Origin of the sequence: Alpinimonas psychrophila (genome assembly GCF_014137865.1) — a bacterium.
GTDB lineage: Bacteria > Actinomycetota > Actinomycetes > Actinomycetales > Microbacteriaceae > Alpinimonas > Alpinimonas psychrophila.
Genome location: NZ_JACGWU010000001.1, coordinates 48960 through 75528, shown reverse-complemented (window position 1 = coordinate 75528; position 26569 = coordinate 48960). Strand labels below are relative to the sequence as shown.

Annotated in this window: 29 protein-coding genes and 2 tRNA genes; 12 read left to right on the top strand and 19 right to left on the bottom strand. The window is 59.3% G+C overall.

Features of this window, described 5'->3' with window-relative positions; genetic code table 11:
* Nucleotides 1–52: 52 nt before the first annotated feature.
* The 3 genes from FB555_RS00405 to FB555_RS00395 form a co-directional block, all read right to left on the bottom strand.
* Nucleotides 53–334, bottom strand: a complete 282-nt coding sequence (locus tag FB555_RS00405; protein ID WP_182484303.1) for a hypothetical protein — start codon at nt 332–334, stop codon at nt 53–55.
* Nucleotides 327–4142: an ATP-binding protein gene (locus FB555_RS00400; RefSeq protein ID WP_182483483.1), complete on the bottom strand. Its 3816-nt coding sequence runs from the start codon at nt 4140–4142 to the stop codon at nt 327–329. Before FB555_RS00400 ends, FB555_RS00405 begins: the two co-directional genes overlap by 8 nt.
* A 277-nt stretch (nt 4143–4419) precedes the next feature.
* The gene (locus FB555_RS00395) at nt 4420–5205 is read right to left on the bottom strand and encodes an LEM-3-like GIY-YIG domain-containing protein (RefSeq protein WP_182483482.1); all 786 of its coding nucleotides are present in this window, start codon (nt 5203–5205) and stop codon (nt 4420–4422) included.
* Between the two features lie 383 nt (nt 5206–5588).
* On the opposite strand from FB555_RS00395, the gene arr reads away from it, so the two are divergent.
* The 3 genes from arr to FB555_RS00380 all read left to right on the top strand — a co-directional run bounded on the left by arr (nt 5589) and on the right by FB555_RS00380 (nt 7136).
* Complete coding sequence (gene arr / locus FB555_RS00390) at nt 5589–6017, top strand: NAD(+)--rifampin ADP-ribosyltransferase (protein ID WP_182483481.1); 429 nt, start codon at nt 5589–5591, stop codon at nt 6015–6017.
* A gap of 83 nt (nt 6018–6100) precedes the next feature.
* Complete coding sequence (locus tag FB555_RS00385) at nt 6101–6547, top strand: VOC family protein (protein ID WP_220475721.1); 447 nt, start codon at nt 6101–6103, stop codon at nt 6545–6547.
* A gap of 61 nt (nt 6548–6608) precedes the next feature.
* Nucleotides 6609–7136: a GNAT family N-acetyltransferase gene (locus FB555_RS00380; RefSeq protein WP_182483480.1), complete on the top strand. Its 528-nt coding sequence runs from the start codon at nt 6609–6611 to the stop codon at nt 7134–7136.
* A gap of 133 nt (nt 7137–7269) precedes the next feature.
* Here the strand turns inward: FB555_RS00380 and FB555_RS00375 are convergent, their stop codons facing one another.
* Together FB555_RS00375 and FB555_RS10870 are read right to left on the bottom strand one after the other, a co-directional pair.
* Nucleotides 7270–7917, bottom strand: coding sequence for a dihydrofolate reductase family protein (locus FB555_RS00375; RefSeq protein WP_182483479.1), 648 nt, complete (start codon nt 7915–7917; stop codon nt 7270–7272).
* A 1-nt stretch (nt 7918) separates the two neighbouring features.
* Entirely contained in the window at nt 7919–8122 is a 204-nt protein-coding gene (locus tag FB555_RS10870) for a hypothetical protein (protein ID WP_220475832.1), read from the bottom strand.
* A 29-nt stretch (nt 8123–8151) separates the two neighbouring features.
* Here FB555_RS10870 and FB555_RS00365 point away from each other — a divergent pair, with 29 nt between their 5' ends.
* A complete protein-coding gene (locus FB555_RS00365; protein ID WP_182483478.1) occupies nt 8152–8337 on the top strand; it encodes a hypothetical protein in 186 nt (61 codons plus the stop codon).
* Nucleotides 8338–8365: 28 nt separating this feature from the next.
* Here the strand turns inward: FB555_RS00365 and FB555_RS00360 are convergent, their stop codons facing one another.
* The 5 genes from FB555_RS00360 to FB555_RS00340 form a co-directional block, all read right to left on the bottom strand.
* Nucleotides 8366–9061, bottom strand: coding sequence for an alpha/beta fold hydrolase (locus FB555_RS00360; RefSeq protein ID WP_182483477.1), 696 nt, complete (start codon nt 9059–9061; stop codon nt 8366–8368).
* A 151-nt stretch (nt 9062–9212) separates the two neighbouring features.
* Nucleotides 9213–9287: transfer RNA gene (locus FB555_RS00355), tRNA-Arg, on the bottom strand.
* Nucleotides 9288–9304: 17 nt separating this feature from the next.
* The gene (locus FB555_RS00350; RefSeq protein WP_182483476.1) at nt 9305–9802 is read right to left on the bottom strand and encodes an HNH endonuclease; all 498 of its coding nucleotides are present in this window, start codon (nt 9800–9802) and stop codon (nt 9305–9307) included.
* 135 nt (nt 9803–9937) lie between these two features.
* A complete protein-coding gene (locus FB555_RS00345) occupies nt 9938–10804 on the bottom strand; it encodes a hypothetical protein (protein WP_182483475.1) in 867 nt (288 codons plus the stop codon).
* A 213-nt stretch (nt 10805–11017) separates the two neighbouring features.
* Nucleotides 11018–11719, bottom strand: coding sequence for an iron-dependent transcriptional repressor DtxR (locus FB555_RS00340; protein WP_182483474.1), 702 nt, complete (start codon nt 11717–11719; stop codon nt 11018–11020).
* A 91-nt stretch (nt 11720–11810) separates the two neighbouring features.
* On the opposite strand from FB555_RS00340, the gene serC reads away from it, so the two are divergent.
* Complete coding sequence (gene serC, locus FB555_RS00335; protein ID WP_182483473.1) at nt 11811–12923, top strand: phosphoserine transaminase; 1113 nt, start codon at nt 11811–11813, stop codon at nt 12921–12923.
* Here the strand turns inward: serC and FB555_RS00330 are convergent.
* A complete protein-coding gene (locus tag FB555_RS00330; RefSeq protein WP_182483472.1) occupies nt 12920–13519 on the bottom strand; it encodes a DUF3027 domain-containing protein in 600 nt (199 codons plus the stop codon). The genes serC and FB555_RS00330 overlap by 4 nt on opposite strands.
* The gene (locus FB555_RS00325; protein ID WP_182483471.1) at nt 13512–13892 is read right to left on the bottom strand and encodes a cold-shock protein; all 381 of its coding nucleotides are present in this window, start codon (nt 13890–13892) and stop codon (nt 13512–13514) included. The genes FB555_RS00330 and FB555_RS00325 overlap by 8 nt, the downstream gene beginning before the upstream one ends.
* A 71-nt stretch (nt 13893–13963) precedes the next feature.
* On the opposite strand from FB555_RS00325, the gene FB555_RS00320 reads away from it, so the two are divergent.
* The 6 genes from FB555_RS00320 to FB555_RS00295 all read left to right on the top strand — a co-directional run bounded on the left by FB555_RS00320 (nt 13964) and on the right by FB555_RS00295 (nt 20292).
* Entirely contained in the window at nt 13964–14227 is a 264-nt protein-coding gene (locus tag FB555_RS00320; protein WP_182483470.1) for a hypothetical protein, read from the top strand.
* A gap of 29 nt (nt 14228–14256) precedes the next feature.
* Nucleotides 14257–15999, top strand: coding sequence for a helicase-associated domain-containing protein (locus tag FB555_RS00315; RefSeq protein ID WP_182483469.1), 1743 nt, complete (start codon nt 14257–14259; stop codon nt 15997–15999).
* Nucleotides 16000–16008: 9 nt separating this feature from the next.
* Nucleotides 16009–17646, top strand: a complete 1638-nt coding sequence (locus tag FB555_RS00310) for a DNA repair helicase XPB (RefSeq protein ID WP_182483468.1) — start codon at nt 16009–16011, stop codon at nt 17644–17646.
* A gap of 79 nt (nt 17647–17725) precedes the next feature.
* Nucleotides 17726–18412 carry a response regulator transcription factor gene (locus FB555_RS00305; protein ID WP_182483467.1) on the top strand — a complete coding sequence of 229 codons (687 nt, stop codon included), beginning with the start codon at nt 17726–17728 and terminating at the stop codon, nt 18410–18412.
* A gap of 31 nt (nt 18413–18443) precedes the next feature.
* Nucleotides 18444–19886, top strand: a complete 1443-nt coding sequence (locus tag FB555_RS00300) for a sensor histidine kinase (RefSeq protein WP_182483466.1) — start codon at nt 18444–18446, stop codon at nt 19884–19886.
* Nucleotides 19887–20001: 115 nt separating this feature from the next.
* Nucleotides 20002–20292, top strand: coding sequence for a WXG100 family type VII secretion target (locus FB555_RS00295; protein ID WP_182483465.1), 291 nt, complete (start codon nt 20002–20004; stop codon nt 20290–20292).
* 435 nt (nt 20293–20727) lie between these two features.
* On the opposite strand, the gene groL is transcribed toward FB555_RS00295, so the two are convergent.
* The 5 genes from groL to FB555_RS00270 all read right to left on the bottom strand — a co-directional run bounded on the left by groL (nt 20728) and on the right by FB555_RS00270 (nt 24841).
* Nucleotides 20728–22347: a chaperonin GroEL gene (groL, locus tag FB555_RS00290; RefSeq protein WP_182483464.1), complete on the bottom strand. Its 1620-nt coding sequence runs from the start codon at nt 22345–22347 to the stop codon at nt 20728–20730.
* Nucleotides 22348–22497: 150 nt separating this feature from the next.
* Entirely contained in the window at nt 22498–23529 is a 1032-nt protein-coding gene (locus tag FB555_RS00285; protein WP_182483463.1) for a DUF3048 domain-containing protein, read from the bottom strand.
* 70 nt (nt 23530–23599) lie between these two features.
* Nucleotides 23600–23803, bottom strand: a complete 204-nt coding sequence (locus FB555_RS00280; protein WP_182483462.1) for a cold-shock protein — start codon at nt 23801–23803, stop codon at nt 23600–23602.
* 126 nt (nt 23804–23929) lie between these two features.
* A complete protein-coding gene (locus FB555_RS00275) occupies nt 23930–24532 on the bottom strand; it encodes a LytR C-terminal domain-containing protein (RefSeq protein ID WP_182483461.1) in 603 nt (200 codons plus the stop codon).
* On the bottom strand, nt 24533–24841 hold the full coding sequence (locus FB555_RS00270; protein WP_343046358.1) for a DUF3263 domain-containing protein: 309 nt from the start codon (nt 24839–24841) through the stop codon (nt 24533–24535).
* Nucleotides 24842–24997: 156 nt separating this feature from the next.
* Between FB555_RS00270 and msrB the strand changes: the two genes are divergently transcribed.
* Entirely contained in the window at nt 24998–25402 is a 405-nt protein-coding gene (gene msrB, locus FB555_RS00265; protein WP_182483459.1) for a peptide-methionine (R)-S-oxide reductase MsrB, read from the top strand.
* A 23-nt stretch (nt 25403–25425) separates the two neighbouring features.
* Here msrB and FB555_RS00260 read toward each other — a convergent pair.
* Together FB555_RS00260 and FB555_RS00255 are read right to left on the bottom strand one after the other, a co-directional pair.
* A tRNA-Thr gene (locus FB555_RS00260) sits at nt 25426–25501 on the bottom strand.
* Nucleotides 25502–25603: 102 nt separating this feature from the next.
* Nucleotides 25604–26500, bottom strand: a complete 897-nt coding sequence (locus FB555_RS00255; protein WP_182483458.1) for a DsbA family protein — start codon at nt 26498–26500, stop codon at nt 25604–25606.
* Nucleotides 26501–26569: the final 69 nt, after the last annotated feature.

The following is a 26569-nucleotide window of genomic DNA, read 5'->3' as shown; positions in this document are numbered from 1 at the left end:
AGACAGAACAGCCACCCGTCGGTGCGTTTGCTCAGAGCAGCAGATACTGCGGCTAGCCCCAGTGCGGTGGCTTGTCGCGGCGAAGTTGCTCGTCGTTGCTCGTGTTTGCCCCTGAACGAGTGCGCGTTGCCCGATCGCCCCAGTTTTCTGGGCGATCCCGCTCGGGCACTTCGGTGTCACTGCTGGCCGGATTCTCGGTAGATCCTGGTTGAATCCATTTCACACGCCGAGAAACCCTGGCCTTCTTTGCCAGCGCGGGAGTCGGCGAACCTGTCTCTCGAATGCCCGATTTCTTCGAATCGGCACTCTCGAGATCTTTCGCTTTCTTAGGCATGAGCTCCGGCATGCGCACCAGCACCCGCAGCATCACGCGCGGGCAACACAATCGGGCCGGTTGACACGTCATCGTCAGTGACAGCGCCGATCAAGCTCGCAATGCGCGTGGCCACGGCTTCGGGGTCGGCGAATAACTCGAAGCTGTGCACGCGCAGGTAATGCCAACCCAGGCGGCGCAGCATTTCCGGTCGCAACCGCAGCGACTCACGCAGGCTACCCCGACCGAGCAACGCATCGGTCTCGACGGCAACCGCCCGCCCCTCGAACGACGCAGCGAGAGCAATTTCTTCGCCGTGATTAAGTGAGACGGTCAAACCGCGAGCCACGAGGCGTTCGGCCAACTCGACGAGCATGGGTTCAGCATCCGCGTCATTCCGAACAAGAGTGGGGGTGCGATCCGTCTCCGAGAGAACTTCCGCGAGCGCCCGCATGCCGCCGCTGAGACGACTCTCTTCAATGTCACCGGGGCGGAAGCACGACACAATTTCCATGGATCGGCGGGCGCGCGTCATTCCCACGGCCAGCAAACGCTCTCCCCCCGGCTTGGCGAGGGCACCGAAGTCAGAGAGTAAACGACCGTGCGGGGTGCGCCCGTAACCGAGGGAGAAAATGACGCGGTCGCGGCTCTGCGCAACGGCCTGCTCCAACGTCATGACGGCGAAGGGTTCGGCGCGGTCGGCCAGAATAAATTCGGCTAAGTCACTGCGACGCGCAAATGCTGAGAGTACCGACTGCTCCACGCGAACGGCGTGCTTGGGGCTAGCCGTGATCACCATTAAAGATTCGGTGGGGCGGTCGGCCGCGTGAGCGAGCACCAACTCCACAACCTTCGCCACTTCGGCGTCGACGCTCTCAATCGCCCCAGAAACGGGGTCGGGCATGCCAGTACCGTCCGCGATGTACCGCAGGCGCAGGCTGGAGTGGCCGAGGAACGTTCCGGCCCAGGGAAGGGACGTAATCTTGCCGCCGTAGAAACGACGGTTCACCACATCGGCGAGGTCTTCGCCACCGGCACGATAGCTGTGCGTGAGCGTGCGAACGGTCAAAACCTCAGAAAGCTTGGCGAGGGCCGAGCGCGAGTGCCACGCATCTGCATCGCCCACGGGAGCACGCAACATGCCATTGCTGTCCTCACCAAGCCCGGTTTCAAAGCGCGAAGGTGTCTGAGTGACGGGATCACCGAAAACGACGATGGCGGAACCCCGACGAATAGCGCCCGCGTTTTCGGCAATGGTGGTGGCGCCAGCATCCAGCAAGAAAACAGCGTCAAAGGCAACATCTCTGGGAATCAGGTGCGCCTCATACGGCGAGCACGCCCAGATTGGTGAGATGGCTCGCGAAAGCCGTGGCGCGATCCGAAAGAGTTCGGCCGGGGTGATCTGGTCGCCCCGAAGTGTGCGGCGAAGGCGGTCAGCCTCATCGGGCCAGTCCACGAGTCCGATTTTCCAGAGGTCTGATAAACGGGCTGCCAGGAGTTGGCCGTTGGCCGAAGCGTGGGCCTCATCGACCATGCGGAAGTCCGATTCGAGACGATCCAAAATGGCGGTATTGGCGCTCAGAAGTGCTTTATCCTCGACCAGCATGCCTTCCAGAACCGACTGCCACCAGGCGAGTTCGAGCTCGTTGGCAACATCAGCCTCGAGTACATGCCGAGCCGAGAGATCGGCGAGCAGAACGTCTAAATCGAGTTCACGAAGGTATGCCAACAGAGTGGTGCGCTCCTGGAGATTAGCCAAAACTTCGGACTCCGCCGCCAGCGATCCAATCTTGTTGCGCAGACCCACCAGATCGAGCCGCACTAGAGACTCTGTCGTGCCCGTTGCCCCAAGCGGCATGTCGAGCTGCGTGAGGTCATCCACAACGCGTTGGTACGCGGCTTGCAAATCGCCCACGCCAACCGGCACTTCGGGCACGGCTCCGGCGACAACATAACGCTGCCACAGCACGCGTTGCTGCTGGATGCGCGTAAGCGAGTCATTCATATCTGACACGTTCGCGCCCGGGCGCACATACTCATCCGCGAGCTTGCGCAGGCGTCTACGATTGGCGCTCGTCATGTCGCCCCCGCGTCGCCCGGCCGTGGCCGTAATGAGCTCGGTGAGGGGACGGTCATAGACGGCGGGCAAGAACTTATCCAGCGTCTCGCGAATGTCGATGAGCAGGCGGATATAGATGCCCAGCTCGATCATGTTCTCGAACGGACGCATGCGGGTGCGGCCAAAAACGGTGTCCGCACGCTCTAGGAGTCGGGGCAGGTCAATGGCGTGGATCCGTTTGGCCAAGTCGTGAGCGGCCGTTGCCTCCGCGGTGGTGGAGAAATCGGCGCCGTACCAAGGCGAGTCATCGGGGCCGTACTTGAACTCGCCGAGGGCGGCCGCGGTGATCAAACTCTGCGCTGCGTCGGTGCGGCCAGACGCCAAGCCTTCGATAGCGCGCTTCGGAAGACGCGCGGTGGTTGCGGGAGCAGTCGGCAGCAGACTCAGACGTGACAGTTCCTCGAGCGCTTCGAGAGCAGAAACCCCCAGCACTTCGTCGCGGCGTCCGAGCGACGTGCGGTAGTCCACCAGAACTTTGCGCAACCGCATGAGCGCATCGTCAACATCCGTGACGTTGGGGCGCGTGGCCTTCTCGTTGCGCAAAATCGCGCTGATCAGGTCTTTGCGAAGGGTACGGGGTGAGACGGTCAGGCCGTCCAAGCCCACCTGCTCGAGCCGCTGAAAGATGGAGTCAAGGCTGGAGCGACGGGCTCCCACAATTAGCACGCGCTTGTGTTGCGCGGTCAGGGCGCCCAGCGCGTTGACGATGGTCTGGGTGCCTCCGGTGCCCGGAAGGGTCTTCACGACCATGCTGTTCCCGGCGAGAATCTCCGCAACAACTTGTTCTTGCTCGGCGTCCGCGTCGAGCAACAAGGTGTCGGTGGCCGTCGGGCGCTCGTCTTGGCCGGTGGCCACAACGTCGAGAAAACCATTATTGAGGGCGGCACGCGCCGAAATGTTGCCTGCCAACGCATCCAGCACCGGATGCTCCAACTGACGCACATCGGCCACCATGCTTGCCGACACGTCGGCAAACGTGGACACGAGGAGCCGCGGCTCCACGGCGAATGACGGCACATGTTGCGTCAAGCCACGCAAGCGATCGATCACCGGCTGCGGTTTAAACGTGCCGTTGTCGTGAGCCAAAGCCACAAAAGCCTCGGTATCGAGAGAAACCTGGAACTGACTTTCCAAGGCGCGCACCAATTGCGGGTTCACAAAAGCGCGACCGCTGAGTTTTAGTTCAAAGTCTTTGCCGTAGCGACGAAGCGACATGGGGCGCAAGAGCACGGGCCCACAAAAGCTGAGCTCTCCGAATTCCCACGTTGCCAAGCCAATGGCAACGTAGACCGATTCGATGCCGCGCATGGATCGCAGCTCAACACTTTTGGCGGCGATGGCCGTGGCCGCGAGCCGAGCATTACGCAGGGCAAAGTCTTCACGAATGAGGTGCGAGAGCAACGTGGACTGCCCCGAAATGAACTGCGGCAAACCGCCAGGATGCATCGAGGTGAGGTCAATTCTGGTGCGCGGAGTGTCGACGAACTGCAGCAGCGGCGAGGTGCCTCCGACCTGCCCGAGTTCTTCGCGCCATTCTTGCCACGTTGGTGCAGCGACATTAATGGCCGTGAACGCAGCCGAGTGCGACGTTGGCAACGGAGAAGACTCGGCAGATTCTGGCCGCGCTGTGGAGAAAGTTGCTGAGGTTATCGACACCGACGTGACCCGTTCTGTGGGCCCCGAATCGAGGCGGATGGGGTCGTCACTCATCGGGACGTTCTCATCTTCATTAGACGAGCCGCCATTATTCGCCGACGGATAACCGTCGGCAGACTTTCGATCAAGACGCCACACAGGCAAAACCCTATGCTCCCGGGGTACAAACATCACGTATTGACGCGGGGTATCGCGAACTTCTCAGCAAAGATTGCGGCTTCCCGGCCTCATCACAATGACTGCTACTCGCCACTGCGCTGCCACGGCCAGGCGAAGCACTACGTAGCTCAGATCGGTCAGAATGGGCTAAATGTCGCCTTTGTCGAAGCGGTCATAGAATCTCGGCTTCTTCGCTTGCAACTGCTGCATCCATTTTGTACCCGCTCAAGAATTTCCGGTACGGATTCTGGCTCCCGGGTGCGAACGAATCCCGCACATGGGTCCCAATGACATGCTTCAATTCAGTAGCGGGCTCCCCGACGAATCCCCACCGTCCTGCCTCGCCGGGTTGCGCGGATGGGAACCAGGAGTCGACGCTATAAGCGCCACGGACCACCCCGTGAGCAACGCCCAACGCATACTTCGCTTGATCACGCACTTCGCGTCGAATCTTCCAGTGCCCCCGAGTCACCTCGTAGAGTTCCTGATCGTTCATGTCAGGGAGCCAAGCACGATTGATCTTCACCATGATCAACGGCTCAGCAATCTGAGGGGTTGGCAAGGCTCCGTGGCGGGCAATGACTGCGTCGAGCGTCGCCAATCCGTGTTCTCCGGCATGATGGCCTTTGACGAGATTGGTGAGTGGTTGGTGGTTGGCTGCGAATGCGTCGATTACGGCCTGCTCAACCATAAACGAGGTCGCCTCATCGGTGATTCCTGTGCGCAGAAAGAGAAGTTCGACACGACTGCCGGATGCTTCGATGTCATTAATCTTATGAAGCTTGGCCCGCTCCGAGGCTGGGTTCTTTCCGGCTTCCTGAGAATGGGCGTTGATCCGGCCCCTTACACCCTTGCCCACGTAGAAAACACGCCCATCGCGTGGATCCCGAAGCGCATAGACGTAGTAGCCCAGGAGCTCTGCCACCTCATGGGGAATTGATTCGCGGCTGTTTTCCATTAGATCGACTCCCCTTCGGTCAACAGCGCACCGTCCAGCCGTTCGTCTTCGGCCCGATGATAGGTTCCCAATTTCTCAGTAAGTAGTTGGGAATGCTTGTTTGATTTATTGAGCGACACTGTCGTCCTTGCTGAGAAGCATCAGAACCTCTTGGCTCTCTTCTTCGACTCTACCGACAGGGGATGACTTTCTAGTCCTGACCACTTCGAACTAGCAACAGTTTCAACCATCCAAAAAATAGTGGCACTGGGGAGTCTCGAGCCCCACCCCAACGTTAGAGAACGTGCGGGCGTCTACTCCCGGCTCGTTTCACCACAGAGAGCGTTGCTATCGTAATGGGGCGGCCGGGCTAACATCTCACCATCGAACCTTTAGGAGTATGCATGTCGAACGAACCCAAACCATTCGAAGTCCACGAATCGGGCGTCCTGTTTCACGGAACAAAGGCGTCCCTTTCGGTGGGAGACCTGTTGGTTCCGGGAGGCGGCTCAAACTTTGAAGAAGGCAGGATCTCAAATCACGTCTACATGACCGCCACCCTGGATGCCGCAACGTGGGGTGCCGAACTATCCGCGGGAGAAAGTCCTGGACGGATCTATATCGTGGAACCGACAGGCAGCGTCGAAGACGACCCAAACGTGACGGATAAGAAGTTCCCCGGCAATCCGACTCGGTCGTACCGCACCCGGGAGTCGGTGAAGGTTGTTGGTGAACTCGTGGATTGGATCGGACACTCACCCGAGCAATTGCAGGCCATGCGAGACGGCCTCGCCGACCTAAAACGCCGTGGTCTCGCTGTGATTCACGATTAGAAGCGTTCGGGCACAAGCGTTTGAACCCTACCCAATTCACCATCCAGCAACCATATTTCTCCACGCTCATTAAGCTCAGAGACATGAGCATTCAGCGGATGGACAACGTCGCCATCATTGTTTCCGACCTAGACGCGGCTGTGTCGTTCTTCACCGCGCTCGGCATGGAGTTCGAAGGCCGGGGACAGATCGAAGGCCCGTGGGCGGACCGCACCGTTGGACTTGACGGCGTCCGGAGTGACATTGCGATGATGCGAACCCCGGACGGCCTCAGCAAGCTGGAGCTGACCAAATACCACACCCCAGCGCCGACAAGCACCGAGCCGGAGAGCCCGCCGCCGCCGCCGAACACGTTGGGCCTTCATCGTGTCATGTTCACCGTCGACGACATCGACGACACGATCGCCCGCTTGCGCATCCACGGCGCAGAACTCCTCGGCGAGGTGGCACAGTACGAGAGTACTTTCCGGCTTTGCTATCTCCGCGGCCCCGCGGGCATCATCGTCGCTTTGGCCGAACAAATTGACTGATAAACCAGAGCAAGCAACGCCGGAGCCTCTCAGCCAAACCAGTGGCCTATAGGGTCAAGCTATGAAGGATCAGGTTTTCTTGCTGCCCTGGACAGTTGATGATTTGCCGGTATTGCAGCGAAGTAACACTCCCGAGATGACAACGTTTCTCGGTGGTCCGGAATCCCCAGAGCAGCTGGTGAAACGCCAAGCGAACTTCCTCCGTCGGTGGGAAGACGACGAAGCGCGTATGTTCACGATCAGGACCGACTCCGAGGGCGAGCCCGTCGGATCTGTCGGTTACTGGAAGACGAAGTGGGCGAACGTGGGAGTCTACGAAGCCGGGTGGAGCATCGAGACTCGGTACCAGGGTCGGGGTTTAGCTTCCCGTGCACTGAGAGAGTGTCTGCAACACGCGGCAGCGTTCGGCGACCGTCAGGATGTGGTGGCATTCCCTCGCGTAGACAACACAGCTTCGAATTCACTTTGTAAATCTGTCGGCTTTGCGTTCCGCGGAGAGCAGGACTTCGAGTACCCAAAGGGAAATCCGATCAGAGTGAACGCGTGGTCATTTGATTTGACCGCACTCCGTCAAGAACACCCACTCTGATATCCGAATTTTCCGCTGAGCCTACCTCTCTGAAACGAGGTCCTCACGGTTAATTGTTGTGTTTTGTGGCCCGCTGGAAGGGCGGAAACGTCACAGCAACAGCACGCGGCCGTTCGATCGTTATGAATGGGTCTTATCTGGTGAAGTTGACGTGGATGGTGCCGCTCTCGGCCACTTCGGTCGTCACCGTGTGAGTGAGCTCGAGACCTCCGAGGTCATCCCACAGCCGAGTCCCCTTGGCGAGGATGATCGGGGCGATCATGAGGTGCAGGTGGTCGACCAGCCCGGCAAGCAGGAACTCCCGCGCGGTGCTGATCCCCCCGCCGACGCGCACGTCCAGGCCGCCGGCAGCCTCGGTCGCCTCGGCGAGTACCTCCTCAATGGCGGCGTTGCGGAAATGGAACGTCGTTCCGCCCTCCATTGGGATCGACGGACGCGGAGCAGTTTTGGTGAGCACGTAGACCGGGCTGCCAAACGGCGGATTGTCACCCCACCAGCCCTTCCAGTTCGGATCGTCGGGAAACGAGTGCAGGCCGAACATCGCCGCGCCCATGATCTCGGGTCCGACGCCCTCGAAGAACGCGGCGGCGTAGGAGTCATCGATGCCGGTCGTGCCGGTGCCGCTGGTGTCGCCGAAGACCATCTCGCGGAACGTACGAGTTGCGACATAGGCGGCGGTGAGGCGCTCCCAGCCCTCGCCCATCGGATTTTCGGGGGTTGGCTCGGCCGTCGCGGCATAACCGTCGAGCGAGAGAAACAGGTCGATGCGAACGCGGGTCATGTCAGATTCCCTTCGGAGCAGTTCGGATTAGGTGGATACCCAGCCGGTCGGCTTGGCGTTCTGCAAGGGTTCGCTGCTCGCCGAGCCACAGATGCAGGGCGTCGAGGGCGTCGGGGGCGATGCGGTCGATGACGCTTCGAAGTGCGGCATCCGAGGCGAGGAATGGCTGATCTGCCCATGCGGGAAGTGTAACCTTCGCATGCACAATTCGTGAACCTAGGATATTCAGTCCGTATGAGTACCAAGATCATCCAGGTTCGAGACGACACGTCCCGCCCCACAATGGTCGACGTGCTCGCGCGAATCAGTGCCCGAAGCAGCGTTGAGGCCAGTAGCGAGGACATCCGTTCGTTCATTGAGAATGACCGCAAGTACGCCACGGCACCCAGCCACACCGCCGTCATCGAAACCTGGCTCTAACGATTCAGCTCACCGGGCAAACAATCGATCAGACGGCTAGGTCCAGCCACGCGACGATGGCGGCGCGTGCTGCTGCGGGTTGTTCGTGGAACAAGAAGTGCCCAGCGTCTTCAATAACCGTGTAGGTGGCCGTCGTCAGTGCTGCCGCTAATTCTTCGGCGGCAGCAATCGGAATGAGGCGATCGCCAGCGCCGTGAATGATCGCGGTCGGGCAGGTAATCGCGGGCAGCATGTAACGCAGGTCAGCTCGGTTCATAACAGCTTGCTGCTGCCGGAGGAACGCGTCTGCGCCTAACGGGGTCGTCATTTGCCGCCAGATGGCGAGAAGTGTTTCGTTGGATTCGTTCTCTGCCGTGACCACGCCGGGGAAGGCGGCATCGATCAAAGTCGTGAATTGTCCTGCTTCAACAAGAGCCGATTGTCGAGCGCGGGCTGCTTTCTGCTCGTCTGTGTCGGCCCGAGCGGATGTGCTCACAAGCGCGAGTGCGATGACACGCTCGGGTGCCTGCCGCATCACCTCGAGGGCAACGTACCCGCCCATACTCGTTCCGAGAACAGCGAAGTCTCCTGTGTTCTCCCGCAGGAGACGTTCTGCCATGGCCGTGATGGTGTTATCGCGACGTGTGTCTGCGATGGTGACCTGCCCTCGCGACCAGAGCGTGTCTAGCACTGGGGTGTAGGTAAGAGGCGAGCAGAGGAGGGGCGGGATAACGATCGTCTTCATGGCTCAATTATTCCTCGTACCTGTGACATTGCTCAGTGAGCAGTGCCGTTAGGCGGACCCCTAAGCACAATCCCCCGCGAAGGCGGTACCGCGCAGTCCTTCTGGGCATGAGAGTCGTGGTTGCGCCGCCCGTAAGAAATTCGCGCTCAGGTGGTGCCCCTGGAGAGATTCGAACTCCCAACCGTTTCCTTAGGACGGAACTGCTCTTCCATTGAGCTACAGAGGCGTACCGCCAAAGTCTACTTAGGCTGCAGGGGTCAGGAATGCTTCCCAGGCCTCGTCGCGACGTTCGATGCCCACGGCGAACCACGAGGGGCCGGACGGCATGCGCGGGTTAACCAGCAAACGCCAGCCCATTTCGGCCGGCGTGCGGTCACCCTTGATGTTGTTACATCTGAAGCAACACGCGACAAGGTTTTCCCACGAGTCGGCTCCCCCGCGAGATTTGGGCCTCACGTGGTCAATCGTGTTGGCGGCCTTGCCGCAATAGCCGCAGGACTGCGAGTCACGGCGCAGAACTCCGCGCCGGGTAAGTGGCACCCGACGCGCAAAAGGAATGCGCACATAGCGCGTGAGCACGATAACGGTGGGCCGCTCAAAGAATTCTGACGTCGATTCAATCGGATGCTCAGCATCCGCCTTGATCACCGTGGCCTTGTTATTCATCACGAGCATGAGAGCTCGTCGAAATGAGACCACTGCTAGTGGTTCAAAACCTGCGTTGAGTACGAGAGTGCGCACGGGCGATGAGCCCCCTTCGATTTGTCCTACGTGGCGCGCAGGAGGCGGTGTCGAATGGTCGCAACGCGTGATTTCTCACGATGCTTGTGTATCAGATTAGCCCCAGAGTGTGAACGGGAGGTAACGGCGCGCCTGTTAGCCGACGCGAACGAAGGCGACGTATTCGGCCGGGTTGGAGGCAACGGAGGTGAGGTACGACATGAAGCCGATACCGCCCTGAACAGCCAAACCGGGAGCGGCATAAATTGCAACGTGACCGCCACGCATCATGATGTCACCGGGCTGAACCTGGCTGGGGTCATAGAACACTGTGCCGTAGCCGCCGAAGCCCATGGGGCCGAGGTCGCCAACTTGGTACCCGAGGAGGCGAAGAGCCGACTCGACCAACATTGTGCAGTCACCAGACATGCCGACGAGTGAAAGCGCAGCAGACAACAGCGCCGAGTTTGACGGGATGCTGGAAACGTCAACACTTGCTCCACGTGTGGTGGGAGCGGTTCCGAAGTTGTTCGCTACAACCACCGGAGCGGCAGCCGTGGCGGAGAAAGCATCGCGAGCAGTGGAGGCCTCAGCCCCGGCAGCGACATAGAGACTCTGCGTTGTGCCAGAAGGAGCAACGAACGTGTTGTGGTCAACGGCGCCGTCGGCGGGGTTGAAAGCGTAGGCAGGAAGAGCAAAGGTTCCGATGATGCCCATGGCGACCGTCATGACAACAACTCCCGAAGCGCGGCGGCGCACAGAAATGCGGTTCGCACGAGGGGTGGTCGAAGACGCACGAGGGGCTTCGTTCTTGTTTAAGCCGGGGTGGCTCACAGCCACGGCGGTAGAGGGAACAGCAACGCGTGACTTCTTTGCACGCGAAGACGTGAAGGCGGCGCGAGCCGAAGAACCGAACGACGTGCGCTCGGCTTTTTTGCGTTCAGAACGGGAACCGTAGTGAACTGCAGATGAACTATTTTCTGAAGAAACTTCTTTCGAAGTCCCGTTACCTATTTCGGCCAAAGCATAAACCTCCGGCGCCTCAACAAGCTAGGTAGCTGCCCCACCACGATGCGGAATCCGCTTCGGTGCTCTCGCCAAGAGGTAGGGGTTGAGACGTCTGGGCGGGAGTCCGATAAACCCTTATGTGGTCTATCAGCGCTATCGACACTACGCGACAAACCTGTGAAAGTCATATTCGCCGCACATATTTATCACAAATAGGTAACGCTTCAATTACAACAGCTTGGGTTCGACAAAGACGTGAACCGCTACATCTAGTGGTAAATCAAGGATTTCTGAGGATTCGGACACCGAAATAAGCACCCTGTGATTGCTGCGAAAAAGTGCAACCGACACGCCGGGCATAACACCCACTGAACGGAAATTAGCCAGAAGTTCAGGGTCGTACTGAACAGGCTCCCCGAGCCGGCGCAGAATACCGGATGCCGTGGCACCCTCTGAAGAAACAAGATCAGTCGCTGCCGAAACACCCGCCATAAAGGATTCTGCGGCAGGAAGGCCGAGTTCTGCGAGACCAGGAATGGGATTGCCATACGGGGATTCAGATGGATTTCCTAGGAGGAAGAGGATGCGGCGCTCCACTTGTTCACTCATGACGTGCTCCCAGCGGCACGCTTCGTCATGGACGAACTCCCACTCGAGCCCAATGATGTCGCTCAGGAGGCGTTCGGCGAGGCGGTGCTTGCGCATGACGTGCGTGGCTTTGAGACGACCGTCTTCGGTGAGTTCCAAATGGCGGTCTCCAGAGACCAGCACGAGGCCATCGCGTTCCATGCGGCCCACGGTTTGGGACACGGTGGGACCGGATTGTCCGAGGCGCTCGGAGATGCGAGCCCGCAGAGGAACGATGTTCTCTTCCTCGAGCTCCAAGATTGTGCGGAGGTACATCTCCGTGGTGTCGATCAGGTCAGCCATGTCTATTTATCCCTGCCGGTTCGCCGTGTTGCAATCTTAGCGCCGCCCACCATCGCCCTCTTCGTATCGGCGTCGACCCTAGAATTGCTCTATGGCCGATATCACTATCCCCGCAGACCTCCTCCCCCTCGACGGGCGCTTTGGTTGCGGCCCCTCCAAAGTGCGTCCCGAGCAAATTGCCGCCCTGAGCGCCGCCGGCGCATCCCTGCTCGGCACATCGCACCGCCAGGCACCAGTCAAGAACATGGTCGGGCGCGTTCGACATGGCCTGTCGACTCTTTTTGCCTTGCCAGATGGCTATGAAGTTCTCGTGGGCAACGGTGGGTCTACAGCATTCTGGGATTCTGCCGCTTTCTCTCTTATTGAAAACCGCAGTCAGAATCTCGTGTTTGGCGAATTCGGGCAGAAGTTTGCCAGCGCGGCTGCCGCCCCTTTCTTGAGGGCCCCCGATGTCATCCATGCCCCTGCCGGTTCACGCAGTGAATTCGTTGTCACCGAGGGCGTCGATGTCTACGCCTGGCCTCACAACGAAACATCCACTGGGGTAATGGCCCCGGTCACGCGCGTGCAGGGTGACGACGGAGCGCTCACGGTGATTGATGCCACCAGTGCCGCTGGCGGTGTCGACTTGGATATCAGCCAAGCGGATGTCTATTACTTTGCGCCTCAGAAAAACTTTGCCTCCGACGGGGGTCTCTGGTTCGCTCTGTTCTCGCCGGCAGCTATCGAGCGCGTCGAACGCATCGCCGCCAGCGGCCGCTACATTCCGGAATTTCTGAGCCTCAAGAATGCTCTCGATAACTCTCGTCTCGAACAGACCCTGAACACCCCGGCCCTTTCCACGCTCATCATGATGGAGAACCAGATTCAGTGGATGAACGAGATGGGAGGTCTCGCATGGGCGGATTCGCGCACCAAGGAATCCTCCGCAGCCCTGTACGACTGGGCCGCTTCGGTTGACTACGCAACGCCGTTCGTCGCTCATCCTGATCACCGCTCGCAGGTTGTCGTCACGATTGATTTCACCGACGACATTGATGCGGCGCGCATTGCCAAGGTTCTCCGGGCCAACGGAATTGTGGACACCGACCCCTACCGCAAGCTAGGACGCAACCAACTTCGGGTTGCGACGTTTACGGCGATTGACCCCAATGACGTTAGAGCGCTCATTGGCTCGATCGAATACGTGGTCGGAAAGCTCTAGCTTTCTTGTTCCGCCGAAATGTGATCCTCGTGAGTCTCGTTATCTTCGTCGTCGCTATTATCTTCGTCTTCGTCAACATCGCCATCATGAGCTTCGTCCTCGGGAAGTGACTCTTCCTCGAACTGAATCCCGTCGATGTCGACGTCACGGACATCTTCAATGATGTCGCTTAAATCATCGTCATCGTCATCGTCATCGTCATCGTCATCATCATCATCGTCTTCCTCAACGACAACGGCCACATCTCCGTCGAGGGCGAGGCCCGATTCAGCCGCAACCTTCTGGGCTTCCAAGAAATCGGCAAGGCGCAAGGACCACGGCACCCACTCGGGGGCGACAAGGGCACCGTCGGTCGGCAAGAGGTCTGCTTCCATCGCCGTCGGCTCATCGCCTTCGACACGGCCGACAGAGACGTTCCATTGCCATCCGGGGTAGCCCGGCAACAGGCACGCAAAAATGAGGTTCAGGGCGCCGTCGTCGTTTTCGGTGCGGCCAATGGCCTCACCAATACTGTCTTCACTGGTTATTTCCCGAAGGGCAGCGAGAGCAACGTTGTTCTCCGCTTCGGTGACACTAGCGAAAGGCGTCCTATGCATCGAGTTCATCGGCCACGCGGCGCAATACGGCGGCGACCTTGCGACTGTGCGTCGAGTCAGGGTAGTGACCACGCTTGAGCGACTCGCCAATGCCATCGAGCAGGCTCACGAGGTCTTCCACGATGATGGCCATGTCGTCGGCAGGCTTGCGGTTGAGCTTGGCCATGCTGGTCGGTTCGTCGAGCACGCGAACAGACATCGCCTGAGCACCGCGCTTTCCCTCTGCTACGCCAAATTCAAGGCGCGAGCCAGGACGCACCTTGACGCCATCTGGCAGCGCAGAGGCGTGCAAGAAGACCTCCTGGCCATCATCGGTTGAGATGAAGCCGAAGCCTTTATCGTCATCGTAAAACTTGACTTTGCCGGTTGGCATTTTTCCTCCTGCAGTAGCGAACCAAGTGCCAGTTTACCGGGACGTAACCAGACACGCGTATCCTAGAGATTATGGCCATTGAAGAAACTCCGGAAGCGTCTCGACCAGAACGCGTTCTGGCAACCATGGTTGCCGTCGCGGTGGGACTTTCTGTATTGTGTTTTTTTGGCGTGATGCTCGCTGGCCCGTTGGGCTACAGCCTAAATTCGCAATTCGGCTATTTTATTACTGCATTCCCATTGGTTGGCCTGCCCCTCGGGTTCCTCCTTCTCCTCAGCTTGCTTATCGTGAACGGTCTTCGTCGCAAGCGCAGCTCGAACACGGTTGCTCGCTAACTCGGTGCTCCTTGCCTGATTTGCGGACCGTGTCATCTTCCCTCGCCCTCTCCAAGCACCTCCGAGAACTCTCTGACGAACGTCTGCAGGGGGTCATTGCAGAACGTGTTGTGTCGGCCACGGGGATCCGTGACTTTTTTGACCTAGCGGATGCACTGCTTGCGCCCATCGCCATCGACTCGGCCGTGGCGCGCATGCCCCGCCCCCTGCTGGCGTCATTGACGCTGGCACGGCCCAGCGCCCAGGCCAATGCCTTTGCGGTGGAACAGCTGCTGGCCCTCGATTCTGACGAGGGTGTTGTTATTTTTCCCGAGGTCCTCGCCCGCTTAGGCGAGCAAGGCACCGGCATTGATTTCTCTCAAGATCCCCCCGCCGAGCTCATTCTGGGAGAGACCCCGGAGCGACACTTGCGCGAGCGCGTCTCTCTCGAGCGTGGACTCGGAACCTCCATCGCACTAGAAGAATTGGCGCGTGCCGTAGGGGAAGACCCCCTGCGGGAACTTGCTCGCGGAGGCCTCAGTGCCGCCGACGCCACTCGCTTAACGGAGCGCATGCCACTCGGCGACATGATTCCCAAAGAACTACTGAGCTTGGCCGCTCGTGCCTCCCTCATCGAACGTCGGGGCGGTTGGTGGCTTGCCTCCGATTCCGTTTCTACCTGGATAACCGAGGAGGCTGCCGGTCGTTGGCTTGCTCTGACGCATGCTTGGTTTGATTCGCTCAGCCCCGCCGAGCGCTGGGTTCTCTCCGAACGATCCGACTGGGGAACATCCTTGAACGCGTTCGTGGAATGGGCTTACCCCATCAGCTCCGCATGGTTGGAAACCTCCATTAACGAAAGCATTCGGTTGGGCGAGTTGCTCGGCCTGAACGCCGACGGCCACCGCACCCAGCTGGGCGCTCTCGTCTTGGCCGGTGAGTGGGAGCAGGCCGAAGTTTTGGCTCTCGAAGCCGTTCCCCCCTATGCCGATTTGGTGTACGTGCAGCACGACCTCACCATCGTCGCCCCTGGACCACTACGCCCTCCAGCAGAATCTGCTTTGCGTCAACTGTGTGTCGTCGAATCTCGTGGGGTTGCGTCGACGTATCGCCTCACGGCGGCCGGTATTACGGCGGCGCTGGCGGCGGGAGGCACGGCCAACAGCATCCTGGCTCTGCTCACGCAACTTTCTGCTGTTGACCTTCCGCAGCCCGTTACCTACCTCATCGGTGATGTTGCCGACCGTTTCGGTTCCATCACGGTGCGGGCGCATGAGGCGGGATCTGTCATCAACTGCGCTGACCCCGTTGTGCTGCGAACTCTTGCAGCTGACCAGTCGCTCACGGCACTCACTCTCTTGCGCGATGCCGAGGGCGTTTTGCACTCCCGTCGTGAACCTGCCACCGTTGTCGGTGCTCTTATCGACGCTCGCTATCCCGCCGTGATGATTAACACCGCCGGTGCCATCGTCTCTCTTCCCAAGCGCGCTCGTACCATCGATATGCGAGTAGAGCACACGAACCCTCACATTGCCGTCGTTGATCGTTTGCGCGGAGCGCGCGAAGAGACCGGCAACGACGCCGCCCAATGGATTGCGCGCCAACTTGATCTGGCCGTTCGCGACCGTTCCATCATCGTCGTCACGGTGGGGCTGCCAGATGGCTCCTCTCGTGATTTCACCATTGAGCCTCGGGGACTCTCTAACGGGCGCTTGCGCGCACTTGACCGGGCAACCGAAGTCGAGCGCACGCTGCCCGTGGGAAGCATCACGGCCCTGCGACAAGCGGAGTAAATTAGTCAGATGTCCGACGGCCCCCTGATTGTCCAAAGTGACCGCTCTGTCTTGTTGGAGGTTGCGCATCCGTTAGCTGCAGATGCCCGCCACGACTTGGCGGTATTCGCTGAACTGGAGCGTGCTCCCGAGCACATCCACACCTACCGCATTACGCGACTGGGATTGTGGAACGCGCGCGCCGCCGGTCACACCGCCGATGAAATTTTGGGCACGCTCGAGACCTACTCGAAGTATGCCGTTCCGGCGAGCGTGACCATCGACATCACCGAGACGATCGCGCGCTACGGACGCCTCACCATTGAGCGTGACGAGGACGGTGTGCTCATTGTGCGCGGCACCGACAACAACGTTCTGACCGAGGTTTCGCGGTCCAAGAAGGTGTCATCCCTTCTCGTTGGTCAGCGTCCCGATGGTACCTACGAAGTTGCCGCTTGGGCCCGCGGACAGCTCAAGCAAGAGCTACTTAAGCTGGGCTGGCCGGCCGAAGATAACGCCGGCTACAAGCCGGGAGCCCCGCACGAAATCAGCTTGAACACCGAGAAATGGAACTTGCGTCACTATCAAGAAAAAGCCATCAATAACTTTCTTGACGGCGGATCCGGCGTGGTCGTGCTCCCCTGTGGTGCGGGCAAGACTCTTGTGGGTGCCGGCGCGATGGCGGCAACCAAGACCAACACCCTGATCCTGGTCACCAACACCGTTTCGGCCCGCCAGTGGCGCGACGAGCTGTTGAAACGCACGAGTCTCACGGCCGAGGAAATCGGCGAGTACTCGGGGCAAACCAAGGAAGTTCGCCCCGTCACGATCGCGACGTATCAAATTTTGACGGCCAAGCGCAGCGGCGAATTTGCCCACCTTGCCTTGTTGGATGCCCTCGACTGGGGCCTCGTCATTTACGACGAGGTGCATCTGCTGCCCGCACCGGTCTTCAAGCTGACAGCTGAGTTGCAGGCTCGTCGCCGCCTCGGCCTGACCGCCACGCTCGTTCGGGAAGACGGTCGCGAATCCGACGTCTTCAGCCTCATCGGCCCGAAGCGCTTCGATGCTCCGTGGAAAGAAATCGAGCAGGAGGGGTTCATCTCTCCCGCCGAGTGCAAAGAGATTCGCATTGATCTCGAGCCCGACGAGCGCATGATGTATGCGGCCTCCAGCGACTCAGAACGCTATCGCTTGGCGGCCACTAGCCCCAGCAAGCTCGCCGTCGTCAAGAAGCTCATCGCCCATCACCCCGGCGAGCGCATCCTCGTCATCGGTCAATACCTCGACCAGTTGGCCGTGCTCGGAGCAGCCCTCGGCGTTCCCGAGATCACCGGCGCCACTCCCATCGACGAACGTGAGCGCCTCTTCCAGGCATTCCGTGAGGGAAGTGAGCCCGTCATCGTCGTCAGCAAGGTCGCCAATTTCTCGGTCGACCTCCCCGAGGCCAGCGTCGCTATCCAGGTATCGGGAGCCTTTGGCTCTCGCCAAGAAGAGGCGCAACGCCTTGGTCGCCTCCTACGCCCCAAGACCTCAGGATTCACGGCGACGTTCTACACGCTGGTTGCCCGGGACACCGTGGATCAGGACTTCGCCCAGAACCGCCAGCGTTTTCTGGCCGAGCAGGGGTACGCCTATGAGATCGTGGATGCCCACACTCTGGAGTGACACCCGCGAGGCGCCGGCCGGCGTTACACGCCGAGCCAACTCCCAGCTTTCTCCCAGCCAACATGCAGATAATTGAGTCATGGAAGGCCCACGAATTCTCATTGTTGATGACGAACCGAACATCCGCGACTTGCTCACTACAAGCTTGCGATTTGCCGGTTTCGCCGTTCAGGCTGTCGGTAACGGCGCTGCTGCGATTTCTGCTGTTCTGGCAGAGGAGCCCGACCTCATTGTTCTCGATGTGATGTTGCCCGACATGAACGGGTTCAGCGTCACCAAGCGCCTGAGGGCCGCCGGCTACACCGCACCGATTCTCTTTCTTACGGCAAAAGACGACACCCAAGACAAGATCACCGGTCTCACGGTCGGTGGCGATGACTACGTCACGAAGCCCTTCAGCTTGGATGAAATTGTCGCCCGAATCAAGGCAATCTTGCGTCGCACCATGGCCGCCGATGAGGAGGCCCTCATTCGTGCCGGTGAACTCTCCATGGATCAGGACACGCACGAGGTCCTCGTGGGTGACACCAGCATCGATCTCAGCCCGACCGAGTTCAAGCTCCTGCGCTATCTCATGCTGAATCCCAACCGCGTTCTCAGCAAGGCGCAAATTCTCGACCACGTGTGGGAATATGACTTCAACGGAGATGCGGGAATCGTTGAATCGTACGTTTCCTACCTACGCCGCAAGCTCGATCAGTACTCCACGGAGCCCCTGATTCAGACTAAGCGCGGGTTCGGCTACATGCTGAAGGTCTCGAAGTAAACCATCCTTTTCTAACTGTCTGATTGCCCTCATGTCTGAGACCCTCTCCGAACGCTGGAACTCCGTATCACTGCGCACCAAGGTGACCGGTGTCACCGTTTTGCTGTTGACGCTGGGGTTGCTCGTCTCGGGGATTGGCACCATGGCCATGCTCAAGCCGGCCCTCATCGGCCAGCTCGACAGCGAGCTTCAGGCCGTGCAACAGGATCTCACGAGCGTTCTGGATGTCAGTAGTACCAACTCGCTGCAAAGCGCCCCGACAGATTTCTATTACGCCGTCTACGACGCCAGTGGCAAACTCCTCCAGCACAATTGGAATGACAAGACCGACAGCATCCGGCCCACCGTCGCCTCCGGCCTCACCCTCAATCAGGCAATTGTCCTTGACGGTACGATCTTTCCGATTCGCTCGGGCAACGATCGCACCCTCTTTCACGCCATCGCCGTACCCGTAACATTTCAAGATTCGGCCGGAACGATGGGGACCGTACTCGTCGCCCTCTCGACGGCTAGCGTCGACCGTCTCATGACGACGTATTTATCGATCTTCTTAGGCTTTGGAATCGGTGTCGTCATCGTCGGCGCCCTGCTCACGCGGTTTCTGGTGACCACAACATTTGAACCCCTCCGAGAGGTCGAGCAAACCGCGGCAGCCATTGCGGGCGGGGACTTCAGCCAGCGACTTCCCAGCTCCTCCCCCGTCAATACCGAAGTCGGTCGCCTCAATCGCTCGCTCAACACCATGCTGGGTCGCATCGATCGCGCCTTCACCGACCGTGCTCGAACGATCGACCAAATGCGCCGATTCGTGGGCGATGCCAGTCATGAATTGCGCACACCGCTGGTCTCCGTTCGCGGCTATGCCGAGCTGTACCGGATGGGTGCCTTACAGACCCCGGAAGAAATTGCCCAGGCCATGGACCGCATCGAAAAAGAAGCAATTCGCATGGGGGAACTGGTCGAGGATTTGCTCGAGCTCGCCCGCCAAGACGAAACGCGCCCTCTGGACCTCACCTTTTTTGATGTGCATGACATCGCCAACGATGCCGCTCTGGATGCTCGCGCCTTCGACCCCGAACGCACGGTCACCGTCACCGGTGACTCCGTCCTCGTCTCGGGCGAGGAGAACAAGATTCGCCAGGTTGTGACCAACCTCATGGGGAACGCCATGCGGTTCACGAACCCGGGATCACCCCTCGAGCTCAACGTGGCAGAAGACCTAGAGACGAAAGAAGCCATCATCGAGATCGTCGACCACGGCGACGGCATTCCCCCGCAAATTCGCGACAAAATCTTCGAACGTTTTTGGCGCGCCGACAACTCTCGCACCCGGGAAACGGGCGGAAGTGGCCTGGGTTTGGCCATCGTTTCATCGATTCTGGCGGCCCACCATGGCTCCGTTGATGTCGTGGAGACCCCCGGGGGCGGGGCGACCTTCCGCGTGCGCCTGCCGCTACTCCCCGACGAGGCCTAGGGCTCCCCTCCTCCACATGCTCCACCGGACTGCTTCCCGGGCTCGTCTCGAAGATTGGCCGTAGCGGTGAGCAGCGCGAAACCTAGAGTTCAACTCCAACGACAAGGAGCATTCCATGGCCATCTTCCGCGTAGACAGCGATGCCGTCACCTCGACCACTCAGTCCGTGCAGGCCTCCATAGCCCGCATCCAGGCCGAGGTGACCGGATTACACGCCCAACTGACAAATCTGCAGTCCTCGTGGCAAGGAACGGCCTCTGACGCCTTCCAGGGCGTTGTGGGCCAGTGGCATCTCACCGCCCGCCGTGTCGATGAGAGTCTTGCCGCCATCAACCAAGCGCTCACTCTCGCCGCAAACCAGTATGTCGAGATCGAGGCAGCCAACATGCGGATGTTCCGCGGCTAGCACCACAGGCCCGCCTGCCGCGCCCAACTTCGCCCGAAACGTTGGCCCGAAATCGACTTGCCTCGTTTCGTTACCGCCCAGCGAATATCTGAATCGAGTTGCCTCGTTTCGTGGCCGACACGCCGACGGGGATCGCGAAACACGACCACTCGGCCCTCAGTGCATCCGAACAGGCCGCGAAACGCGACCACTCGCGGCTCACGGCGCATTCCACGCACGACAGACACGCATGACAGACCCCTCGACATGTCTCCAGAAGGGGACGCGCGCGCGGAGAAAACTTAAACAACTCAGCAAAACGCGCTGGCAGCCCAACGAGAAATGCTCCCCGCCCAAGAGGCGAAGAGCATTTCTTCGTAGTGCATGTAAAGCATTTGTTCCGTAGGAACCGTTCGAGTAAGGAATCGCCCCGCGAGGGACGCCTCCCGAAATGGACTAGAAGTCCATGCCACCCGAAGGGTCACCCATGGGAGCAGGGGCGCGTTCTGGTTTCTCAGCAACAACGGCCTCAGTGGTGAGGAACAGTGCCGCAATCGACGCGGCGTTCTGCAACGCGGAACGCGTTACCTTGGCGGGGTCGATGATACCGGCGGCGAGAAGGTCAACGTACTCGTCGGTAGCGGCGTTGAGGCCCCAACCGATGGGCAAGCTACGAACCTTGTCGACGACAACTCCGGGCTCGTGACCAGCGTTGAACGCGATCTGACGAAGAGGAGCCTCGATAGCGACGCGAACGATGTTTGCACCGGTCGCCTCGTCACCCTTGAGCTCGAGCTTCTCGAAAGCAGTCTTGCCAGCTTGGATGAGAGCAACTCCGCCGCCGGGGACGATGCCCTCTTCAACGGCAGCCTTGGCGTTACGGACAGCGTCCTCAATGCGGTGCTTGCGCTCCTTGAGTTCGACCTCCGTAGCGGCGCCAGCCTTGATGACAGCAACGCCACCCGCAAGCTTGGCGAGACGCTCCTGGAGCTTCTCACGGTCGTAGTCGCTGTCGGTGTTTTCAATCTCGGCACGGATCTGAGCCACGCGGCCTGCGATCTGCTCGGGGTCTCCGGCACCTTCAACAATGGTGGTCTCGTCCTTGGTGATGACGACCTTGCGGGCGTTACCAAGAAGCTCGAGGGTGACGTTCTCAAGCTTGAGTCCGACCTCCTCAGAGATGACCTGTCCACCGGTGAGGATGGCGATGTCCTGAAGCATTGCCTTGCGGCGGTCGCCGAAGCCAGGAGCCTTGACGGCTACGGACTTGAAGATGCCACGAATCTTGTTGACGACGAGAGTAGCGAGTGCTTCGCCATCAACGTCTTCTGCAATGATGAGCAACTGCTTGCCCGACTGGATGACCTTGTCAACGATGGGCAACAGGTCCTTGATGTTCGAGACCTTGTTGTTCACGATCAGAACGTAAGGGTCTTCGAAGACGGCCTCTTGACGCTCAGGGTCGGTGACGAAGTATGCCGACAGGTAGCCCTTGTCGAAGCGCATGCCCTCGGTCAGCTCAAGAGTGGTACCGAACGTGTTCGACTCCTCAACGGTGACAACACCCTCTTTACCGACCTTGTCGATGGCCTCAGCAATGATGGCGCCGATCTCGGGGTCTGCAGCAGAGATGGATGCGGTAGCCGCGATCTCTTCTTTGGTTTCAATCTCTTTGGCGTTCGCAATCAGCTCTGCCGAAACAGCGGCAACAGCCTTTTCGATTCCGCGCTTGAGAGCGATAGGGTCTGCGCCAGCAGCAACGTTGCGAAGTCCCTCACGCACGAGTGCCTGAGCGAGAACCGTTGCGGTCGTCGTTCCGTCGCCAGCGACATCATCAGTCTTCTTAGCAACTTCCTTGACGAGCTCGGCACCGATCTTTTCGAACGGGTCGTCAAGCTCGATTTCTTTAGCGATGGACACACCATCGTTGGTAATCGTGGGGGCTCCCCACTTCTTTTCGAGGACCACGTTGCGGCCACGGGGCCCAAGGGTGACCTTGACCGTGTCGGCGAGAATGTTCAAGCCGCGCTCTAGGCCACGACGGGCTTCTTCATCAAAAGCAATAATTTTTGCCATGGTTGTTTTTCGTCCCTCCCGGACGTCAGAAAAATACTGGATTAGCACTCAAAACAGACGAGTGCTAACTCTCATTCTGGCACTCACTACCTGAGAGTGCAAGTGAGTTGGAGGGCGATTCGTGGTCGGCAGGCGACCTCCCGACACAGCTTATGGATTGAGCGTGACCGAGCCATCGCCGGGAGGCATCTCGATCCACGTGTTGCCGGGAGCCAAACGGATTGTCATTCCGTAATCATCCGTCAGACGGATGGGACTTGTCGCCGAATCCTTGCTCCACGTTGCATGAATCGTCTTACCCCCCGTGGACACCCACGCTTCACCGCTGGAGACCATGACGGTCTTGGGAAGGGTCATGAATTCTTCGATCGCAACGCGCATCACGACCACGTTGGTTGCGGCCAGTTGACCGCCCGCCTCATCGAGGTCGGAGCCACCCCACTGTGACCTCACATACTTGCCGGATGCCACGTCATACGCCCAAGAGTTTTCGCTGTAGTTACTAAAAACGGTCGTGATGCTACTGGTCGGGGTACCGTCACGGCCTGCAGAGGACAGTGCCGGACTGGAAGCGTACGCAAACTGTTGCTGGGGGGCAGCGAGCCCTGGGTTCTCGGCAATGACCTGTTGCGCGCGGAGCGCCAAGTTGTACGGGGCAACACGGGTGTCGATCCGGAACATGGTGGTGTCATTCTCGGTGATGTTTACGAGCCCCGTATCGAGGATCATGTTTCGAACTTCTTGAGGACCCCATCCGGAATAGGCGACGATGCCACCGAACGAGGAGACGATGTCGGGATCCATGGGCCGCACGGAGCGAACTGGCCCAACGACCTCGGGAACGTTGGATTGCCAGATCCCGACGTAGCGGGTGATGCCACCTTCGACGAGTTCTTCGAAGACGACGTCGGCCTGATTCAAACCAATCTGTGGTTCACAGTGTTCAACGTTGCAGATTTTCACCGAGAGAGCGGGGCCGGATGCAGCGCCTGCGGCCACGACGAGACCTGTCAACGGCGCAATTACTGTGGGGGCGGGCGTCGCGTAAGTAGAGACATACGCCGGTGATTTGCTCCCCGAGGGCGATGCGCCTGGAGATGAACACGCAACAACCCCGAGCACGAGGCCTGCCGTAACGACGGCGAACAGCGCACGGGACACATATTTCGAAGAGAGGCTCACCAGCAAAGACTAACGCCGCCCACTAGTGCGGACGGCGTTAGTTCGGGCGTGCCCGAAATTTCAAAAAAGGTTAGCCCAAACGTACAGACTCAGCCTGAGGCCCCTTGTTTCCAGTACCGACCTCGAATACGACGCGCTGACCCTCTTCGAGGACCTTGTAGCCGTTCATGTCAATAGCGGAGTAGTGGACGAAAACGTCCTGCTCGTCGCCGTCTACAGTGATAAAACCGTAGCCCTTTTCAGCGTTGAACCACTTTACGGTTCCATTCGCCATGTTAAATCTCCAATTGCAGTAACCAACCGACACCCACAAAACGCTGGTGCCGTTGAATTGATACTAGTCGACCAATCTTTGTGCGAGAAACTCAATGCCACCAAAAATTCCTCTAAATGGTAACGATTAGGTTGCAGCGGGAGTTTCTGTCGCCGTAATTGGCCCGAGAAAGTCCGCTCCGAGCACGACAGTGAGCTGGGCTGAACTCGAAATATAGGCATCCGTCAGGTCAATTGTTCCGCCGCCGGTATCCCATCCCCCGGCAACGAGCGTTGCCAAAACTCCCCGAGCGGCACCCTCCAGGCTGGGGTCGCCGTAGTACACAACAGTGTTCTGGACCACCTCACTCGCGTTAGTTCCGGACCCGACCTGCCATCCGGCCGCGGCCAGGGTTGCCACCACTGTCGTCGCGAGTCTTGGGGAGTCTGTGGCGTTCAAAACATTGACCAGTAGGGCCGGATCAAGCGTCGGAGCGGCCGTTACCTCGGCGCTCGGCGTGGGGCTCGGCGTGGAGCCCGCGAAGAGTGACGTGAGCTCTTTCAAACTCACCGTGTCACTGACGACGACGAGGCCGCCGACTCCGAGGGACACAAGAACTCCCGTCGCCAACGCCGCCCACGCAAACTTCACATACCCGCTTCGGGTTCGCTTGGGGGTACGGTGCGCACCGCGCCGTGTTAAGCCTTCAGGAATGTCGTCATAGGCATCCACAGTAATTTTTTTATTCATTTAGCTTTCGTCACTATTTTTGGCGGATTCGGGAGAAATTCGTGCCTGACGGTTACTGCTGCGTTCATTTTTTATGCGAAGCAGACGCTTAACCAGCATTGGGTCGTAGGCCAAAGCTGCCTCCGACACCAGCAGGGCGCCGAGAACTTGATAGTACCGAGCCCCCGAAAGCCCAAAAACCTGGCGGATCGAGTCTTCCTTCGCACCGGGATGTTGCCACCACTCCCGCTCAAAATCCAGAATAGCCATGTCACGATCCGTCAGGCTCCGTGGAGCGGGTTTTTTTGGCCTAGCTTCGCTCGATGCCATCCTCATCCCTCCCAAGACGTCTCCCTTCATCCTATGGGCGGATCCGAGTCCCTCCCCCCCTGAGGGCACTGCATGAGAACGTCACAGAGCGTCATTCACTGTCTTCTCACCACCCGTTCAGCATCGGCGCGCGTACAATTTAGGAGGAGGCAAAACATGGATTACACAGTTTCAAAGAGCAATGACGAATGGCGCGGCGAACTTACGCAAGAGCAATTTGCGGTCCTACGCGAGGCAGCCACCGAGCGCCCCTGGACGGGCGAACTCCTCGATGAAGAACGATCGGGGCTCTATACCTGCGCCGCGTGCCATGCCGAGCTCTTCAAGAGTGGCACGAAGTTTGATTCCGGATGCGGTTGGCCCAGCTTCTATGAGTCTATTAACCCCGAAGCTGTCCAGCTGATCGAGGACAATACTTTGGGAATGATGCGCACGGAAGTCCGTTGCGCCGCGTGTGGTTCTCACTTGGGCCACGTCTTTCCCGACGGTCTTGGCACTCCCACCGGCGACCGCTACTGCATGAACTCACTGGCTCTGGACTTTTCAGCCGAGGATAAATAAACCCGATCGGGCGAAAACGAACGTGGGGCCAGCTGTGGGACTCGAACCCACAACCCCCGCTTTACAAGAGCGGTGCGCTACCAATTGCGCCAAGCCGGCATGTACGCCCCGAAAGGGGACCTACCCCTTAACAATAACGAATCCGTGAACGCAAAAAAGCCCACCCTGGTGAAGGATGGGCTTTTTTGATGAATTCGAGCGTTACGGAGTCGGTGTTGGCGTGGGTGTTGCCGTCGAGTAGGCCGCCGCAGCGATCTGTAAGACAAATGCGTTGAACACCGCGGGATCCGTGAGGGATCCCTGATACTGAACACCGTTCACGAGAACCGTGGGCGTTCCACTTACACTGGCCACCTGCGAGCCAGGCAATGGTCCGGTAAGCGCACGATCCGTAGCCGACTGGGACCACTTCTCAAACGTTTTATCGTCGATGCACTTGTTTATCGTCGAGGTGTTTGCGGCACCGGTCGAGGCAATGAGCGCCTTGATGGCCGTGTCATCAAGCCCGGCCGTTCCCTCAGCTGGTTGCTGGGCGAAGAAAGCTTGGTTCATGGCCCAGAAGCTGTCGGGTGAGTAGTTTGCCACGCAGACAGCGGCGTTCGTCGCCCGCAATGAATACTTCGAACCAGCAGAGCGACTCGTCAACAGCGCGATGGGGTGAACTTCAACCGTGGCGGCGCCGCTCTCGACGAGTTTCTGAATCTGTACCGAGTTTGTCGTGTCAAAATCTTTGCAATACGGGCACAAGTAATCCTGATAAATGCGGATATCGATAACGCCAGCCGTCTCCACCGTCGGAACGATCGCGGCACCGTCGGCCAGCGCATCCGTCAGCTGAGCCTTCATGCCAATACCGAGAACGATTCCATCGCTCGCCATGTTGGCGGGGCCGGGGCCTGCCGGCTTGACAGAACTACTGATCGAAAGGCCAACAACAGCGATGACAGCGATGACAGCCACAGCAATACCGCCCTGAAGGAGCCAACGATTGCGCTTGTCTTTCTTAGCTTGCGCTTCGCGATGCTGTTTTGCCTTCGAACGGGCGTCTTCGCGACGCTCATTTCGGGTGGGCCGTGATCCTGGCGAACCAATGGTCATGCGGGTTTACTCCAAGGGGGGTCTGGGGTGTCACCGGCATGAAGCCGCCGGCGCATCTTCTAGCCTAGG